Here is a 17,009-nt window from a genome sequence, read left to right as displayed (position 1 = left end):
GGGATGCGTGGTCACCATGCCCATACGCGCAGAAAATCTGCCTGATCCTCCGGGTTTATTTGGGTTTAGGATCCCGCGGATCTTGGCCGCCGGCAACAAGGCGCCGGCCGGACCCTTGAGCTGCTATGTAGCCGCATCTTCCGAGAACAGGTCATGCCCTGCTCGACTGGTCACGATCGATGACCTCTAGGGCTTCGAGCAAGGGGCGTTCGTAGCTAAGAAACCTGTTGGCCGCCGCCAGAACCTCCTTCAGGTTTTCCGACCTGGACTCTATTCTTTTGCCATCCCTGACAACCCGTTCACCAGACGCTTCGAGGAACTGCCACACCCGATCAGCCATGACCTCCGGGTTAGTTTCCCCTTCGCTGCAGGCGATGACGAACAACTGCGCCATGTGAGGCAGGGTAATCCCGCCGCCGGTGACCGGCGACACCATGTATCGCAGATTGGAACTGATACGCGCTCGCTGGAGGATATAGGCGTTCAGAGCCCGGCATTGCTCCATCACCCGCGCGGAAGGCACCTGAGCGGGACTTGCGAAACCGGCACCGGTGAGTACGGTCAACATGCTGATCACGTCCTGCTGGTTGAGTGACCGCATGCTCTTGTGCTCGTAAATCTCCTTGGCAGTTTTCGGCCGGTATCCGTGGTCGGACATCGCCTCGATGATCCGGTCGTACTTCTCCGTCGGCAATTCGACCTCTCCCCTGCCGCAGGCGATTTTCTTCGGAATGTCGATCAGCGACCTTGAGAGGACGAAAAGCTGGGCGTTCCAGGCATCACGATGTTCCACGCTGGAGAGAAGGCGCGCGCCTTTGACGAAAACGTCGGTGCGGAAACGTCTGCTGATCATGTAGTCGCGAACGGTTTCGCGCATGACGGGATGGCCGACCCGCGCGATCAGTTTGATCGCGGCGTCTTCCATCTGGAAATAATCGATGCCATCGAGCAGACGCGCCGAGCCTACATAGGTGAGCTTGGCATCATCAAGGGAATGGACCATGTCGGCAAAGTGCTCGAGGTGCCAGTCGGCATTCAAGTATTCATGGGCAAGATAACTGCGGCCCTGCTGCGCCATGGCCTTCACATGATGACGGACAGCCGGGTTCTCGCGAAAATAGGCGGACCCGGCACCGGCGATCTCTTCAATGCTCTGCAGCGCTCCATCGATCATCTCGTTCGGATTTGCCATCTTCGCTGTCCCGTAATCCCGATAGAGGGACATGAGCTTGCGGATCGGAATGGCCGGGGCCCAGCCGGGCAGGCAATTGTAGCTGATGTAGGCGACGCCGCCGGGGCGCAGCTTGCGCCGGATGATGTCGGTGATGGTCGCGCGGTTTTTCTGGGAAATCCAGCTCCAGATGCCATGCAATGCAATGACGTCGAAGTCCGGCAAATCGTCTCTCGTCGCAAATTCCTCAAAAGAATCGTCGAAAAGATGGATGTTGGCGCCTGAGGCTTCGGCAAATTTGCGGGCTTCCACCGTCTGGGAAGGATTGAAATCCGTGCCCCAATACGCACCTGTCGATGCCGCGGCGTGCATGTTGATCGACACGCCTTGCCCGAAACCAAGTTCCAGATAGGAGGGTTCGTCGGGTATCTGCGCTTCGACGGCGTTGCAGAGGCATGCGAGCCGCAAGGTCGCGGGGCTCATTTCGGTATAGTATCCGTGGGTGTAGTTGAGATCGGTAAAGTAGCCATTGGACCATGTCATTGGCGTGTTTCCCTATGGTTCGCCCGTCGGCAGGATGGAGCCGGTGGATCGCTCCGGGGAGGAGACCACTGCCGCCATGCAATCGTTTTGCCGCCCGGGCACTTGCGCGCAGTGCCGGGCGGCGATCACGGTCCTGCAAGTTGTGTGCGCCGACCGGTACCGTCATTGCGGCGGGCGGTGTTGCGCGGCAGACTGTTGCGATCAGGGCACGCGCCGCAGCATGGTGGCGCGGCCAAGCGCAGGCGTTCCCATATAGGCCCGCAATTCCATCACCCCATCCGTTAAAGTGGCGCGGGCGGATACGGTCCGACCGGTCGCGGCACTGTAGAGGCGACCACCTTCCCAGCGGCCATTGGCGGAATTCCATTGCAGACCGCTGATGAAAACGATGCCCGCAAGGGAACGGTCTCGGAGCGTCGGATCCGGATTAAGGGTGTCCTTCTTGAACGTCCTGCCGTCAGCCTCGAGCAGCGGCTGCGCGAAAATGACCCGCGCCGCATAGGTTTCTCCGGCGTCGAACATCTCGAACTTGAAGGCCCCGTCATCGGATGCCCATATACCGATGATATCGTCGGGCGAAGACGCCTGTGCGAAGACGGAGACGATCGACAGGGTGGTCAGACCGGCAAGAACAGCCAGCGCCAGAACGGCGTCTTTCAGCAATTTCGGCATATTGTTAGTTTCCTTCTGATGGCGACGCTGGGACAAGCCCGTTGATCCATGGTCGCCTGACCGCACCCCACGTCTCGATCAAGTCGACGAGACCACGGAAAGGCCGGCTACCGGATGTCGCTTGGGAAACTATCTCTCGCCCCAGTGTATGCGAATGCCAATTCGCCTGAAAATACTGCCTGATCCTGCGCGGTTTCAAGCCAATGTCTTGGTTTCGGTGAGGATCATGGGACACCGGTCGAAGATTCGCCGCCGGCCAGATGGCCCCGGCGGCGAATATATGGCCTGTCATGCGCTGCGAACCTTGCGGCTCGCGTATTGGCTATACATGCGCTGATGGTTCAAGGCATCGCGCTTAGGCGCGACGCCGAACATCCGAGTATATTCGCGGCTGAATTGCGATGGGCTCTGATAGCCGACCTGATAGGCCGCATCTTCGACACCTGCGGCATCTGCAACCATCAGGCGTCTTGCCTCCAGAAGACGCAGTTGCTTCTGAAACTGAAGCGGCGTCACTGAGGTGAGTGCCTTGAAGTGCTGGTGGAACGACGAGGCGCTCATGCCTGCCACTTCCGCCATCTGGTCGACACGCAACGATTGCGCGTAATTGGCACGGAGAAAATAGATGGCCTTACCGACGCGCATGAAATTGGATTCCGGCAGCGCCAGTTGGCAGAGTTCGCCACCGTTGGGACTGGTCAGGAGCCAGTAGCAGAGCTCCCGCATGATCGACGGAAAGAGGATGGGGATCGCCTTGGGTGTCTGCGACATGCGGATGAGGCGCAGGATGCATTCCGCCAGCGGTTCGTCAACATTGCCGACAAAGGCACAGCCGGCTTGTTCTTGGGACGGGACCGGCGGCGTCTCCAGCTGCTCCAGAACCTCCCGGAGCATGCCGACGTCGAGGTCGATGGTGATGCCGAGATAAGGTGAATCCGGGCTGGCTTCGACGACCCGGCCGCTGGCGGGCATCTCCATGCTGACGACAAGGCATTGCATGGCGCCGTACCGAAGGAGGTCTTCGCCGAACATGATCTCCTTTGCGCCCTTGAGCACCACGCACATCGACGGTTTGTAGAGTTGGCGCATTGGCATGCGCTGCTCGTACGCCCTTATGATGTGCACGGTGCCCATCTGGGTTGGAAACAAGCCCTCTCCGCCACCCTGGGCGTCGAGATATGCATTGACCTCGGCAAGAAGCGCTGACGACACACGACCCTCCAGATGGCTGCCGGGCCAACGCAACAGTTGGCCCCTGACCGGAGTCGTATCGTCCAATGTAGTAATAGGCAAGTTTCTTGGGGTAATGGGCATTTTGTTCATGGTGAACTCCCTCTAGCTTCGACGTGCAAGCAAAACCAGGGGCCGGATCAGCATGACAGAAACGGTTCATCCGTCAACAGATAATGAAAAAGTGATGGAAAATGATGTAAACGTGAATAATCATGAGTTTTCTGACAGTACAGTTGAATGCATCGGCGGATGGCGCGTTCCAGCACTATTGGTTATTCTGTTTCTGGTCAGCGCTGTCTCGCAGATAGACAGAATACTTCCTTTCATCATGGCGGAATCGATCAAGGAAGAGCTATCTCTCAGTGATACGCAGGTAGGTTTGCTAACAGGCGCTGCCTTCGCAGTGTGTTACTCGCTTTTTTCGCTGCCGCTCGCGCGTCTTGCCGATCGTGGTTCTCCCCGTTTCGTGTTGGTTTTGTGCATCCTCGGTTGGAGCACGATGACGGCTCTCGGAGGGATGGCGGCGAGTTTTGTGGCTTTAGCGGGGACGCGGTTCGGCGTCGCCCTTGGGGAAGCCGGTGGCACGCCGGCCGGCCATGCGATCATTGCGCGAAAGATAAGGCTTGAACGCCGCGGTCTTGCGATCGGTCTCTTTGCCATGGGTATTCCGCTTGGCACTATGGTGGGCTTTGCAGCCGGCGGTGCCGTTATCGATACGCTCGGCTGGCGGGTCGCGCTGGTGGGTGCCGGCGCCATCAGCGCGGCGATCGGCCTGCTGGCCTTTGTCGTAGTGGGCGCAACCCCGCCGCTTCGATCCACCGGCACAGCCAGCGAACCATTCTTTCGTGCCAGCCTGAAACTTCTTTCGTCGGCCACCTTTCGATGGCTGTTTATCGGGGCGATCGCCGGAAGTTTTGCAGCAGCGCCGTTTTATGTGTTTACAGCCCCTTTTCTCATTCGCACCCACGGGCTGAGTACCGGTGAGGCCGGACTGGCGTTTGGCCTCCTGCAGGGATTGATGGGCATTGCCGGAACACTCCTTGGTGGACGTATGTTCGACCGCGCCGTGCGCTCAGGTTCCGGGCGCCTGCTCGGCCCGCCGGGCATCATCTTTCTGCTCGCCAGCCTCACCACCACGGCGGCACTGTTTGCGCCGATCGGCTGGATGTCGATCGCGCTGCTGGTGCCAAGCATGTTTTCCTTTGCATTCATGCTGCCATGGGGGTTTGGTACTGCCCATCTCGTCGCTGGCAGGGGCAGGGAGGCTATGGCATCCAGCCTCGTCATGGTGGGGTCCGGTCTGCTCGGTCCTGCACTGGGGCCGCTCCTGGTCGGCTTGATCAGCGACGCGGCGACAATTGCGCAATTCGCCAACCCTCTTTCGGTCGGGCTGCTGGTCGTGCCGGCCGCCAGCATGGTTACCGGCGTGGCCATGCTGATCGGCAATCGCCGCATGGCGCTTGCGCCACGCCCCAACTGAATTGTCCGGCGCAGCTGACCGATGCGCTCACACCCTATCGGATCGGAGACGTTTCCCCACGCTCCTTGCCGATCCGACGGAGGTCGCTTCACCCCTCAAAGAGCGATCTCCAGGCCACCGAGGATGAATGCTCCCCCGGCTCAGCGACCTCGGTGGCCGCCAATACTCAACGAAGGTCCGCCCGGACAGGAAGAGGTACAGACCATGGGACTGGATCCCGTTGCCGAAATCATCGTTTGGGTCAGCGGATTCGGCCTGCTGGGCCTGTTCGTCGCTGCCCTGTCCGAGCGTTTGATCCCCATTCTGCCGTCGCACGGACTTTATCTGGCCATCGGTGTTGGAGCGGCGGAAGGCGCATGGTCACTTGCGGGCGCATGGCTGGTAACCTCCGTCGGCAGCGCAGTCGGACTGGCTGCAACCTTCTGCATCGTCACGTCCCTCGGATACCAACGGATGATGCGCCTTCTGCGGCGCATCAGTCAGCTTTTGAGGATCGCGCCTGCCAGAACCGACAATTGTCTTGCCACATTGAGCCAACACCGCATCGCACTGGCCTTCTCGTTCCAGCTCGTGCCTACCTTACGGCTGGTCGCGCCAGCCTTGGGCGCCCTTATGCGGGATCGACCCTATGGGTTTCTGACGGCATCGATGGCCGGCATAGCAGTTTGGAATGGCCTCTTTCTGGCGATCGGCTATTACGTGTCAGAAGCAGCCGTCGCGACCAACACGACGTTTCTTGCCCTGCTTGTTCTGGGGTTCATGCTGATCGCCGAGGCGGTCATCGTCTGGTTCACCCGGCTTTTGCGTCAACACCGAAAGTTCACCACGGTCATCGGCGCTTCTGGGAGTTAGGAGTGCCTGTGGTGATAGGCAGATGAGCCACTGTCATGCTATCTTGCTATTCCGTCGGGGCCAGCACGTAACGGATGGCAGGATTGCCGTTCCATGCCTCGGCGATCGAAGACAAAGGCATGGTCTCCAACGGCGTATCGAGTCCGGCTGCGGGCGCTGCAGCCAGAAGTTCACCAGCGCCCGCCATGAGGTCCGCGACCGCGACACTACCAATGCCGCTGCCCATCAGTTCCAGGCCGGTGCTTCGCAGCATGTCGCCGCGTATGGAAATCTCGTCGCCGGCCATCGTTCCGAGTTGAACGAAGCGCAGGCGTGGCTCGCCCGATCGCGAACCGCGGTCTCTTGTCGCTGCCTTCAGGACGCGTGCCGCCGGTTCACCCCAGACAAAGTCGAGAACCACATCCACGCCCTGGTCAAACTCTGCGCGAAGCATCGCATCGGCCTGGTCGTCGAGCGTGATTTTCACCTCTGCATCGAGGCCTTGCAGTCTCGCCTTGTCGCGCCCAACAGCTATGATTGTCTTTGCACCGAGAAATCGCGAGGTTTGAACCGCCATGCTACCGGAAGCGCCGGTGGCGCCGAGGACCATCACGGTTTCTCCCCGGACCAGCCGGGCGCGGCGGGACAAGGCGACCCATGACGCCAATCCACCGGTAACGATCGCAGCCGCTTTGTCGCTGGCGAGACCATGCGGCACCGGCACGGTCATGGCCCTCTGGACCAGCGATTGTTCAGCCAGCGAACCGAAGGGTGATTTCGGAAAGAGAAAATAGACCCTCTGCCCCTCCGGAGTGATGCCGACACCGTCTACACCAGGCACGAAACCGGCAGCCATGCTGCTCGAATAATGTCTGCCCGACGCCAGCGCCCTGACAATGGGACTGATCGCCGCCGCCTGGACCGTCACGACCGTTTCGCCGTCTCCAGCCTCGGGCGCTCGAAAGTCTTGAAACAACGGCGTTTCACCAAATGCATTGACGACTGCAGCTTTCATAGTCTGATCCTTTCTCGAACGATGATTTCTTCTAGCGCAGCCCATTTGCACTCACTATACTGCAGAAGGTCATATTCATTCGTGAGCGTATCAAATGACGTTCGATCCACTGTCGGAAGTGCTTTCCGTGCTCGTGCCTCGCAGCTACATCACCGCCGGGTTTGATGCGGGTGGTTCCTGGGCGCTGACCCTCGACGACCTGGCTGGGCGGATCAAATGTTACGTCGTGATGAAGGGCCGCTGCTGGCTTTGGGTTGCCGGCATCGACCGCGCCTTGCAGTTGGGGGAGGGTGACTGCTTCGTGCTTGCAAGCGGGCGAACCGCCGTGATTGCCAGTGATCTGGACACCGAGCCCAGACTGGCCAGCGAGGTGCTGGATCCCAACCGCAGTGGCGAGGTAGTGGTCCACAATGGCGGCGGCGATGTCTTCCTGGTGGGAAGCCGATTTGACCTGGCGGGTCCGCATGCCGGCATGATGTTGCAGGCTTTGCCTCCACTGATCAGGATCGACACTGTTCGCGAAAGTGCAACCATGAAGCTTTTCATCGACATGATGATGGATGAATTGCGGGAGGCGAGGCCGGGTTCGTCACAGATCGCGCAGAACCTGTCGCATATGATGCTGGCACAGGCCTTGCGGCTCTACCTGTCTTCTTCCGCACAGACGGAAATCGGCTGGATTGCCGCGCTTGCAGACCCGCGATTGAACGCTGCCATCGCCGCCATGCATTCGCAGCCTTCTCATGCGTGGACACTCGATGACCTTGCCGCACGCGCTGCAATGTCGCGATCAAGCTTTGCGCGGCATTTCCGGTCCCGGGTCGGCGAGACGCCTCTGGCGCACCTCACCCGTTGGCGCATGATACTGGCCTGCCAGAAACTGGCGACCGGACACGAGACGGTAGGCCAGATTGCCCTGGCGTCCGGCTATACGTCGGAGTATTCGTTCAACACGGCTTTCAGGCGGATCATCGGCCAGTCGCCCGGCCGTTACCGACATACCGAAAAACAAGCTGCCACGAGCGCCTATTCGGCCTGATGTTTGTTCTGCAACCTGGACCATGCGCATGCCACTAAGGTATTTGCGCCGGCCGGATGTGTGTCAGGGAAATGTGACGTCGGTCAGTTGCTCAGAGATGTCCCAGAGACGCGCCGCAGCCTGTTTGTCCAACGCGTTGAGGGGCGGCTTTTCAAGTGTGGGATATCCGCGTGTGCCGCCGAGTCGGTCTGGCCCGTAATACTGGCCACCACCAGCTGACGGATCGGTTGCGGCAAAAAGTGTTGGCAAAGCGCCCTTCCAGACAGGCTGGAAGAGGAACGGAAACCAGCGGCGCATCTTGGCTGCGGTGCTGTTCTGTCCGGCTCCGTTTGCCAGCAGATCGGTACGGGATATCCCGGGATGTGCTGCCATGCTTTCGATGCCCCAGCCTTTGGCCTTGCTGCGACGGTCAAGTTCCAGGGCAAACATGACGCAGGCCAGCTTGGATTGGCTATAAACAGGCATCGCGCGATATTTGTCTTTTGCCTGCAGGTCCCCGAAGTCGATTTTTCCGCCGCGTGCCGCAACGCTTCCCAAGGTCACGACACGCGGGTTACGACCGTTCATCAGCATCGGCAGCAAGCACCCGGTCAGGGCGAAATGACCGAGATAATTGGTACCGAACTGCAGCTCAAAGCCGTCTGCGGTTTCGCGACGCTGAGGCGGTGTCATGACACCCGCATTATTGATCAGGATGTCGAGGCTCTCTTGGTTCTGCTGAAATTCAGCGACGAATTCCGCAATCGACGCGAGGTTGGCGAGATCGACCTTGCCGTAGCGCACTTGCGCTCCTGGAACGCTCTCTCGAATGGCTGCGACCGCTTTATTGCCCTTTTCGGGATTGCGACCGGCCAGAACAACTCTGGCTCCGGCGCGGGCCAGGGCCATTGCGTCTTCATAGCCCAACCCGCCAGTTCCCGTAACGAGCGCAGTGCGGCCATGTTGTGGCGGCATGTTTTTTGAAGTCCATTTGGCCATGGAATTTGTTTTCTCTACTGGTTGGTTGTAATTGCGGGACGTGCGTGTGATCCGCCAAGGGCTTCTTCTCGACCGGCATTACGGGCGAAGGATTGCATTGGCCACAGCAGCGCGCAGCGGTTTTCCTGTTCGCCAGAATTCTCAAGCAACAGCCGATATCGACGGATGCTCAACTACACCGCTTTGTCTCAACCGTGTTTCACATTATAGACGGTGTTTAACGCCGTATCTTTTTCCAAGCGCGGTCCCCTCAAAGCCCGACGTGTCATTTCGAAGCTGGAGACAGATTGAATTTGAAGACGAAGTCCTGTGCAGTGACATCGGCTATTCTCAGTCGTCCACTTCTAACTTTCAAGCATCAGGATGCCCGAACTGTGGCCGAGCTGCTATATCCAAAGCGCTGAAAAACCTGCCTGATCTTCCGATTTGAGCGGAGACTTCGGTGACTTCAAATAGGAACGAGTTGCACAGGACAAATGTGGAGTCGGTTATCACAGGTGTGTCGTGCCCGTCCTGTAACCGGCTATCAGAATATACTCCAATCACATGATTTCCATGATCGAATCTTACGCCGAAAAATGGCTGACGAAGCAGAAGCTTAGCGAGAAAAGCTGGTGGCGCAGAGATTCGATTCCCGTCAAAGCGAGAGCTCATTCGGCGACAGGCCAACGGTCATTGCGATTGGTTCCACATCAGCCAGAAAAAGTAAGGCGTACCGACGAGTGCAGCCAGCGTGCCAGCGGGTATCTCATACGGAAACAGGAGATTTCGGCCGAGCCAGTCAGCTGAAACCATGACGAATGCTCCGAGAATCGCCGACATAGCGAGTTGAGAAAGTACGGTTCTGCCGCCGGTCATCCTAGCGAGATGAGGAGCTATCAAACCGACGAAACTCAAAGGCCCGATGGTCAGTACTGCTGTTCCGGTAAGCAGCGATGCAATGAGCAGCAGCGTCAGGCGGCTTGCACCAACATTGACCCCGATCTGGCGCGCCGTCACGTTTCCCAAAGGCAATATCACAAGCCAGCGTAGGGTAAGAGGGAGGATCGCTGCCACGCCAAGCGCGACGCTTGCCAGGGCGAGGACATCGAATGTCGTGACCGAATAGGTTGAGCCGGCAAGCCATGACAGCAGGCCGGTGACTCTCGGATCGAATCGTACGGTGATGGCTGACAACAGCGCGCCAAATACAGTCCCAAGGGCTACACCAGTCAGCAACATCCGCTCCGGAGACGCCGATGCGTTTCTGGCGAGCGCGAAGCTCAGGGCCAGGGTCAGGAAGGCTCCGCCGCTGGCTGCAGACACTTTCAGCGCATGGCCCGAAGCTGGATCAAACAGAAATAGCAAGGCCACTCCCAAGCCAGCGCCAGAACTTATCCCGAGAATTTCCGGACTGGCCATCGCATTTCCGGTGATCCTCTGGATGATAGCGCCCGCCACGGCGAGCATCGCTCCTGCAATTGCGGAGGTAGCGACACGAGGCCAGCGCCATTCAAAGGCGACATTTCCATCGGAAACGCCCTGCCAGACCCAGCCATCAAGGCTCTGCGCGGATAAAAGCGACGCCCATATTAGAATGACCAGCAGCACGGCCCATAAGGCGAATACAATGCACGGAGTGTTGGTGACGTTGCGCTTTGCAAGGGAGGCGCCAGCGTCGCCAAGGTTTGCGCCACGGAGTCGCGGCAGCATCCAGAGCAGGAGGGCGCCACCGAATATGGCCGTCAAGACACCGGTCGGCAGCTCGTTGCCTAACAGTGGATTGATCTGTGTGATCTGATCGGCGAGCCAGAGAAGAATGCTTCCCAGGAGGGGCGTTGCGACCATCCGTTGCCTGAATGTCCTGACGCCTGCGAGCCGCGCAATCGCCGGCGCCGCTATGCCAACAAACCCGATCACGCCCACCGCAGCGATGGTGACGGAAGCCAGCACGACCGCAATTAGCAATCCGGTTAACCGAACCGCGCCCACCGGCACGCCCAGACTGCGGCCGCCATGCTCTTCCAGTGCAAGCAATTCCAGCGGACGGATCAACAGAACGGCCAGTAAAGCGCATATCAACACCGCAGGTGCCATGTAGGCTGACGCGTCCCAACCGAGATTAAGCAGCGAGCCAGTATTCCAGAGAAAGACGCTCCGTAGTTCTTCGTGGAAGAACAGGGCCAGCAGGGAATTAATCCCGCCACAGAACAGACCGACGACAAGGCCTGCCAGGATCAGCCGCAGCGGTGAGGCGAGGTTGCGCGATGCCAGCGCAAGCGTCAGGCACATAGCCGCAGCCGCGCCTACGCACGCAACCGGCACAGGCGGCAAGGCCAACGAAGGAACGAGCAAGGCCGAGGCTTTCAGGGCGAGTGCCGCACCCGCCGATACGCCGGTTGTCGACGGCTCGGCCAGTGGATTGCGCAGGACCTGTTGGAATATCAGGCCGGAGAGCGACAAGGATGCGCCGGCCAGTAGGCTTGCGGCTATGCGCGGAAGGGTGATGAAATGCACGATCATCTGGCCAGGAATTTCGAAATCCGGCGCTAGTAGCGCTTGCCACCACGCCGACAGAGGGATGTCCAGCCAAATGTGATAGAGGCTCAGAAGGGCGGCCAAGGCTCCGGGAATGCATAACAATACAAGGGAAAGGATAGAACGCCTTTTGCGTCGCGTTTCAGTTTGCGGAGAGATGATGTCGTCCCTCCAATGCCTGCGTGAGGAGCCGGGCAATTCTATCCGCTTCGGGGAGTCCGCCGAACAGCCAGCTGCGGGGTAGGACGACGAGTTGCCGGCGTCGAACGAAGCCGAAACTGTTCCAGAGCGGATTGTTGCTTAACGGCGCAGGCACCGGGCCGAAATGGATGATGATCGTGTCGTCCAGCGCGCCCAGATCTCGCATTGTTACCGGCAGCCAGCCCCAGGTGTCGCCGCTCTCCTGCACGGCATTTCTCAACCCCAGATGCTCTTGGACATTGTGGACGAGGCTGGCAGTACCAAGCGTCCAGAAGTCGCGCGGCGTCGCCGCCCATAGCTCCATTACTCTTTTGCCTTCTAATGGCTTTAGACGGGAGCGGTAGGCATCCATGTGATCTTCGAAGCCGGCCATATAATCTGCTGCGCGTTGCGTGACATCGGCGATCTCCGCGATCTGCAAGAATGATTGCCGCGCACGACCAAGAGGCGCCGGTGTGCCGGTATAGATCGATAGCTCCGTCAACGACGCGATCCGCGCGAGCTGATCGGTATCGGTTGGCCACTCCTGCGAATGAATGATCCGTTGAGGTTGGACCCTGGCCAGAAGCTCAAGGTTTGGTTGGTGCAATGTACCAATGTCGAAGACGGAGGCTGGAAGGCGGGGCTCCTCGACATACTGTTCGTAGCGCCAGCGCTCCGCCATGCCGAACGTCTCGATGCCAAGCGCCAGAAGCGACTGCGCGTGGGCGAAATCCAGCACGACAAGGGGATGGGAGGGCGCTGCTCGCGCAGTGCGCCCTCGAAAGCCGGGCATGAGGCTCAAACCGGTAGCGATACCGGTTTGCAGCACATGTCGACGAGTCGGTCGAAGGACCGTTGGCCCCGCCTTCATACTCAGAAATCCACAGTCGCCGACAGCTTGAACGTGCGGGGCGTGCCCGTCGTTGCCCAGCCACCGTCTACCCCGGCCCAGTAGTTTTTGTCGAACACGTTCTCCACCGACGCGCGCAAGACGAGCGGATTGCCGAATGACTCCGTCTTATACTGAGCGCCGATATCGAACCTGGTCCAACTTGACAGTTTCTGGGTGTTAGCCTGATCGATGAATTGGGAACTGGTCGATATCATTCGGCCGGACAGCGTCAGGCCTTCCGCGAACTGCGGATCCCACTCGATGCCCAGATTGGATTGCCAGCGGGGTACGCCGATAGCGGTATTTCCGTCATAGAGGCCATCATCCGTCTTGGTCAGCGTGCCTTGCGTATAGGCAACGCCGCCCAGCAGGCGCAGATTTTCTGCGGCCTCGCCGAAAACGTTGAGCTCGACGCCGCGGTTCCGTTGCTCTCCATTGACGCTGAACACCGAGTTGCCGAAGGCATCGGTGGTGATGCTGCTGCCCGGCTTGGCAATCTGAAAGACACTGGCGGTCGCGGTGAACGTCCCGAAATCATATTTGAACCCGGCTTCGTATTGCTGCGTCAGGATGGGAGGGAAGATCTGGCCCGCGTTCGATGTCCCGGCCCAGGCCGTCGGTCCCTGCTGGAGACCCTCGATATAGTTGGCATAGATGGACAGGTTGTCTAGCGGCTTCACGACCAAGCCGAAGGCTGGCGTCAGCGCGTGCTTGTCATATGCCTGAGACGTGCTGCCATCCGGATCGAACACATCGACGCCGATCTGTTGGTAGCGCACGCCTGCAGTCAATAGCACATGATCGTCCAGGAATGACATTGTGTCAGCAAGCGTCACAGCCGGAGCTTTGACGTCCCAATATCTCGGCGGATTGTCGCTGAAGCCGGCGGTGGAGGGGCGGGCGACGGTCGGCGCGTCGTATATGTTCGTATCGAAAGATGTGAAGCCGTAATAGTTGCTTTGCTGATCGAGAGCCTGGAAAAGATACGAGGCGTTCAGATTGACGTTATGGCCGATTGGCCCCGTGTCGAATTCTCCTCTGATCCCGACTTGAGTAGAAGCCGAATGGCCTTCGATCGGGCTGAAATATGCCGTCGCCGTCGCATTGCCCAAGGTGTCGTTGACGAAGATGTCGGTGGAAAGAGATTGCTGGGAAAAGTCTCGGTAGCCGGCGCCGCCATAGATGGTCCATGACGAATTCAGGTCATATTCGAATTTTCCAAGCACATAGGCACTCTTGGTGTTGGAATATTCCCAATCCTGATAGATCTGCTTGCTTAGATCAGGTGCAGCAGGATTGCGTATGTCGGAAGAAAATCCGAAGCCGGCAGCGCCGGTCGGTACATCCGTTTGCTGATCGACATAGCCAGCGTCGAGACTGGCCCTGAAGTCATCGCCACGATAGTCCAGTGCGATGGTGCCGACGCCGAGCTGAGCGGATTGCCCGTCGATTGCGGTATTGCCGCCTCGAAAGATGCCGTTGGCCCGGACGCCCCATTCCTCGTTTTCGCCGAACCGTCGGCCGAAATCGAGATGGGTTCCGAACTGGCTGTCCGACGCGTAGCTTGTCGTGACGCGTGTAACGGGCTCATCCGTGGCCCTTTTCGGGACGACGTTTATCGATCCTCCAAGAGAACCATACTGGGTATATCCGTTCAGAAGGGCATTCGGCCCCTTGAGGATTTCGACGCTTTCCATGGTTTCGACTGGAATGATGCGGTCGGGTGCAATGCCGCCGTAGCCGTCGATCAGGACGCTATATGTGCCAACTGAAAAGCCGCGAATGTAGAAACTGTCACCGACACCGGCGGACGATCCCATGCCACTTGTATAGACACGGACGGAGGGATCATTGGCCACCACATCGGCGATGGTAACAGCCTGCTGATCCTGGATCGTCTTCGAGGTGTAGCTGGCCACATTGAAGGGTGCATCCATGATGCTTGTATTGCCCAGCATGCCGAGCTTTGCACCCGATGCGACCTGGCCGCCTGCATAGCTGGGCGGGGCTTCCCAGGAATCGATACCGTCGCCCGCGACGGTAATTGTTTGCAGGACGGTTGAGCCGTCAGTCGTGATCGCGCTGTCGGTGACAGGCGCCGTTACCAGGGCAGCCGTCGATGGGCCGGAGATCCGGGCACCGACGCCGGTGCCGGTCAACAGAACTTGCAGTGCTTGGACTGGCGTCATCGAGCCGTTGACCGACGACGACTGCTTTCCGGCAACCGCTTGTGAGGCAAAGCCGACTTCCCAGCCGCTTGCGCGGATGAATGCGTTGATCGCCGACGAAAGGGGCTGCGCCGGGATATTGAAGCTGACTGCCTGTCCGGTGATCTGCTGCTGCGCTTTCGCGACCGTGGGAAGAATGAGACTTACACCACCAAGAACACTCGATGTGACAAGCAGGGCTGTCAGATGGCGCCTGCCGCAAAGCGGCCCGTTCCTGCCAGTTTCATCCCTTGCTTTAGCCCGCGCAATCAGCCCCATGGTAGTCCCTCTTAATCCTGATCCAAGGGCCGACACGCATTATGCTTTTTCGGCCCATACACACCTGACAATCGGGCTGGGTAAATCTCACAAAAAAAGTTGATTATTTAACGAAGGATTATAATCCCGCCTGGAAGCCGTGTCACAGTCGCGCCCGCAGCGGTGGCCAGCGAGTGGATGACCCGCTCGGGATTATCGAGGCGGTAGCTACCATTGACCCTCATGCTTGAGAGTCTGGCATTCGCCACCAGTATTGACTGGCCGTAGTATCTTTCGACTTCATCCAGAACCTGACCGAACGGTTGGTCCGTGAAGACGAGCCGTCCCTGAAGCCATGCAAGAGAGGTCGAGGTGTCTGACTTCCTGACAATAGACAGATTATTGGAGGAGGCAGTGATGCTTTCCCCCGGTTCGAGCGATGCCACATCTTTGCGGTTCTGAAGAAGCGAAACATCGATATGGCCCCTTTCCAACACCACTGTGTCTTCCGCATTGTCGGTGCGGACTGAAAACGCCGTGCCTTTGACTTCCACTTCCGAGAAACTGGCCGCCACCGTAAACGGCCGGGCCGCGTCATGGACCACATCGAAATATGCTTCGCCCCTAAGAAGGGTCACCGAACGCTTCGCCCCCTGGAAATTCACCGACACCGCCGATGCGGTGTTCAGGATCATCCGTGATCCGTCGGGCAGCGACACCTCTTCATGCGGACCCGTGGGCGTCGCATAGTCAGCCCGCCAGCGCAGCATGACGGCCGGATATTGCTGAATGCCTATGGCCAGAAGCACTGCCGCCGCTGCCGCCGTCGCGATCCGGGGCCACAGTCTCCGCCTTGGTCCGGGATGGCGAAGAACGACAGCCTCGCGCAAAGCAATTGCGTGTTCGGATCGGGCCGCGATCTCGTTGGCCACCATGTCCATTTCGGGAAGTTCCCATGTGCCGACGGCGAGCTCGAAGGCTTGCGAATGTGAAGGATCAGCCCGGAGCCAGTCGTCTAACCTAGCGCGAAGGTTGGCATCGTCAGGCGAGTCTTGCAGCGTGAATAGCCAGTTCAGTGCAGCGTCCATTGCTGGATCCGGATGCACGAATTGCTGCTCTTCATTCTCGCGCCTATGCGTGTCGCGTTCCACTCAGCCCATCCCTATCCGGCAGTCGCCAGATCGGGCCGCCTTATACCTGAGACACTTCACAAACCGGAATCTCCCAAAAATCCTCTTCGCCGGAGGCGATATGGCAGCGCTACCCGTTCCCATTGGTAAGCAGCCGGGTAATGAGACGAATTCAGCCACGGTCGATCTTTTCCAGGGCGTCGAGGCAATGGGCATGGGCGAGCTTCAGATCATTGAAAACCGTATTGGGTGACACGCCGAGGTGTTCGGCGATCCGCGGATACGACCATTTCTCAATGCGGCTCAGCGTCCAGACAGTCTGTGCACGCTGCGGCAGTTTCGCAATCGCTTCAGTGAGGAGTTCCAGCCGTTGGCGATGAATCAAATCGGCTTCCTGAGACGGCAATGGCGAAGCGATATTCTCGACATCGGTGTCGTACAGGTCGTTGCGTTCCACGCTGCCGCGCATGTCCTGGTGCCGCTTGTGGTTGATAGCGAGATTGCGGGCCGTTTGATAGAGGAACGCCTCGATGTGCTCGATCGGGCCGTTTTCGATCGCCTTTCTGGCGCGGACATATGTCTCCTGCGCTACATCCTCTGCCGTTTGTGGATCGCGAACGATCCGCATGACGCTCCAGATGAGCGATCTGCGTTTGCTCAAAAAGATGTCGGTCAGCCTTGCAGTCACTTCACTGGCCCGTGAACACGAGCCAACGGCAGGATGTCCGCAACTGCAACCACGTAGCCCGGAGAACACGTCGGCGCCGATATTTTGGATGTCTTGCGGCGGTCGTTTCCCAAAGAAGCGCGTCCATTCGGTTGCGGATTAACAATGCTGACAAAAGATCGAATTTGTATAA

13 protein-coding genes are annotated in these 17,009 nt (G+C 58.8%); 3 read left to right on the top strand and 10 right to left on the bottom strand.

Going from position 1 to position 17,009, the window contains the following annotated elements; translation table 11 throughout:
- Positions 1-151: 151 nt before the first annotated feature.
- From HFC70_RS13190 to HFC70_RS13180, 3 genes are all read right to left on the bottom strand, one after another.
- Positions 152-1,654, bottom strand: a complete 1,503-nt coding sequence (locus tag HFC70_RS13190; protein ID WP_256368924.1) for a class I SAM-dependent methyltransferase — start codon at positions 1,652-1,654, stop codon at positions 152-154.
- Between the two features lie 261 nt (positions 1,655-1,915).
- Complete coding sequence (locus tag HFC70_RS13185) at positions 1,916-2,386, bottom strand: DUF2147 domain-containing protein (RefSeq protein ID WP_168473714.1); 471 nt, start codon at positions 2,384-2,386, stop codon at positions 1,916-1,918.
- Between the two features lie 288 nt (positions 2,387-2,674).
- Complete coding sequence (locus HFC70_RS13180) at positions 2,675-3,598, bottom strand: AraC family transcriptional regulator N-terminal domain-containing protein (RefSeq protein ID WP_368669645.1); 924 nt, start codon at positions 3,596-3,598, stop codon at positions 2,675-2,677.
- A gap of 163 nt (positions 3,599-3,761) precedes the next feature.
- Between HFC70_RS13180 and HFC70_RS13175 the strand changes: the two genes are divergently transcribed.
- Both HFC70_RS13175 and HFC70_RS13170 read left to right on the top strand, forming a co-directional pair.
- Positions 3,762-5,099, top strand: a complete 1,338-nt coding sequence (locus HFC70_RS13175; protein WP_168473713.1) for an MFS transporter — start codon at positions 3,762-3,764, stop codon at positions 5,097-5,099.
- A gap of 204 nt (positions 5,100-5,303) precedes the next feature.
- The gene (locus tag HFC70_RS13170) at positions 5,304-5,951 is read left to right on the top strand and encodes a DedA family protein (protein ID WP_168473712.1); all 648 of its coding nucleotides are present in this window, start codon (positions 5,304-5,306) and stop codon (positions 5,949-5,951) included.
- Positions 5,952-5,997: 46 nt separating this feature from the next.
- Here HFC70_RS13170 and HFC70_RS13165 read toward each other — a convergent pair whose 3' ends face one another.
- Complete coding sequence (locus HFC70_RS13165) at positions 5,998-6,945, bottom strand: zinc-binding alcohol dehydrogenase family protein (protein ID WP_168473787.1); 948 nt, start codon at positions 6,943-6,945, stop codon at positions 5,998-6,000.
- A gap of 94 nt (positions 6,946-7,039) precedes the next feature.
- On the opposite strand from HFC70_RS13165, the gene HFC70_RS13160 reads away from it, so the two are divergent.
- The gene (locus HFC70_RS13160; protein WP_168473711.1) at positions 7,040-7,984 is read left to right on the top strand and encodes an AraC family transcriptional regulator; all 945 of its coding nucleotides are present in this window, start codon (positions 7,040-7,042) and stop codon (positions 7,982-7,984) included.
- 63 nt (positions 7,985-8,047) lie between these two features.
- On the opposite strand, the gene HFC70_RS13155 is transcribed toward HFC70_RS13160, so the two are convergent.
- From HFC70_RS13155 to HFC70_RS13130, 6 genes are all read right to left on the bottom strand, one after another.
- A complete protein-coding gene (locus tag HFC70_RS13155) occupies positions 8,048-8,962 on the bottom strand; it encodes an SDR family oxidoreductase (RefSeq protein ID WP_168473710.1) in 915 nt (304 codons plus the stop codon).
- A gap of 672 nt (positions 8,963-9,634) precedes the next feature.
- On the bottom strand, positions 9,635-11,677 hold the full coding sequence (gene fhuB, locus HFC70_RS13150; RefSeq protein WP_256368919.1) for a Fe(3+)-hydroxamate ABC transporter permease FhuB: 2,043 nt from the start codon (positions 11,675-11,677) through the stop codon (positions 9,635-9,637).
- The gene (locus HFC70_RS13145; protein ID WP_168473709.1) at positions 11,622-12,491 is read right to left on the bottom strand and encodes an ABC transporter substrate-binding protein; all 870 of its coding nucleotides are present in this window, start codon (positions 12,489-12,491) and stop codon (positions 11,622-11,624) included. Before HFC70_RS13145 ends, fhuB begins: the two co-directional genes overlap by 56 nt.
- Positions 12,492-12,535: 44 nt before the next feature.
- Positions 12,536-15,040: a TonB-dependent receptor gene (locus HFC70_RS13140; protein WP_168473708.1), complete on the bottom strand. Its 2,505-nt coding sequence runs from the start codon at positions 15,038-15,040 to the stop codon at positions 12,536-12,538.
- A gap of 107 nt (positions 15,041-15,147) precedes the next feature.
- Positions 15,148-16,170 carry a FecR domain-containing protein gene (locus HFC70_RS13135; protein WP_168473707.1) on the bottom strand — a complete coding sequence of 341 codons (1,023 nt, stop codon included), beginning with the start codon at positions 16,168-16,170 and terminating at the stop codon, positions 15,148-15,150.
- 151 nt (positions 16,171-16,321) lie between these two features.
- Positions 16,322-16,837 (bottom strand): sigma-70 family RNA polymerase sigma factor, encoded by a 516-nt coding sequence (locus HFC70_RS13130; protein WP_037072396.1) that lies wholly within the window; start codon positions 16,835-16,837, stop codon positions 16,322-16,324.
- Positions 16,838-17,009 lie beyond the last annotated feature (172 nt).

Source organism: Agrobacterium sp. a22-2 (assembly GCF_012276985.1).
Taxonomy (GTDB): Bacteria; Pseudomonadota; Alphaproteobacteria; order Rhizobiales; family Rhizobiaceae; genus Allorhizobium.
This window is presented reverse-complemented; position numbering and strand designations above follow the sequence as displayed.

What these genes read in the sequence shown, in the direction of transcription:
- HFC70_RS13190 (WP_256368924.1), bottom strand. Translation starts at nt 1,654, where the DNA reads ATGAGCCCCGCGACCTTGCGGCTCGCATGCCTCTGCAACGCCGTCGAA.
- HFC70_RS13185 (WP_168473714.1), bottom strand. Translation starts at nt 2,386, where the DNA reads ATGCCGAAATTGCTGAAAGACGCCGTTCTGGCGCTGGCTGTTCTTGCC.
- HFC70_RS13175 (WP_168473713.1), top strand. Translation starts at nt 3,762, where the DNA reads ATGACAGAAACGGTTCATCCGTCAACAGATAATGAAAAAGTGATGGAA.
- HFC70_RS13170 (WP_168473712.1), top strand. Translation starts at nt 5,304, where the DNA reads ATGGGACTGGATCCCGTTGCCGAAATCATCGTTTGGGTCAGCGGATTC.
- HFC70_RS13165 (WP_168473787.1), bottom strand. Translation starts at nt 6,945, where the DNA reads ATGAAAGCTGCAGTCGTCAATGCATTTGGTGAAACGCCGTTGTTTCAA.
- HFC70_RS13160 (WP_168473711.1), top strand. Translation starts at nt 7,040, where the DNA reads ATGACGTTCGATCCACTGTCGGAAGTGCTTTCCGTGCTCGTGCCTCGC.
- HFC70_RS13155 (WP_168473710.1), bottom strand. Translation starts at nt 8,962, where the DNA reads ATGGCCAAATGGACTTCAAAAAACATGCCGCCACAACATGGCCGCACT.
- HFC70_RS13140 (WP_168473708.1), bottom strand. Translation starts at nt 15,040, where the DNA reads ATGGGGCTGATTGCGCGGGCTAAAGCAAGGGATGAAACTGGCAGGAAC.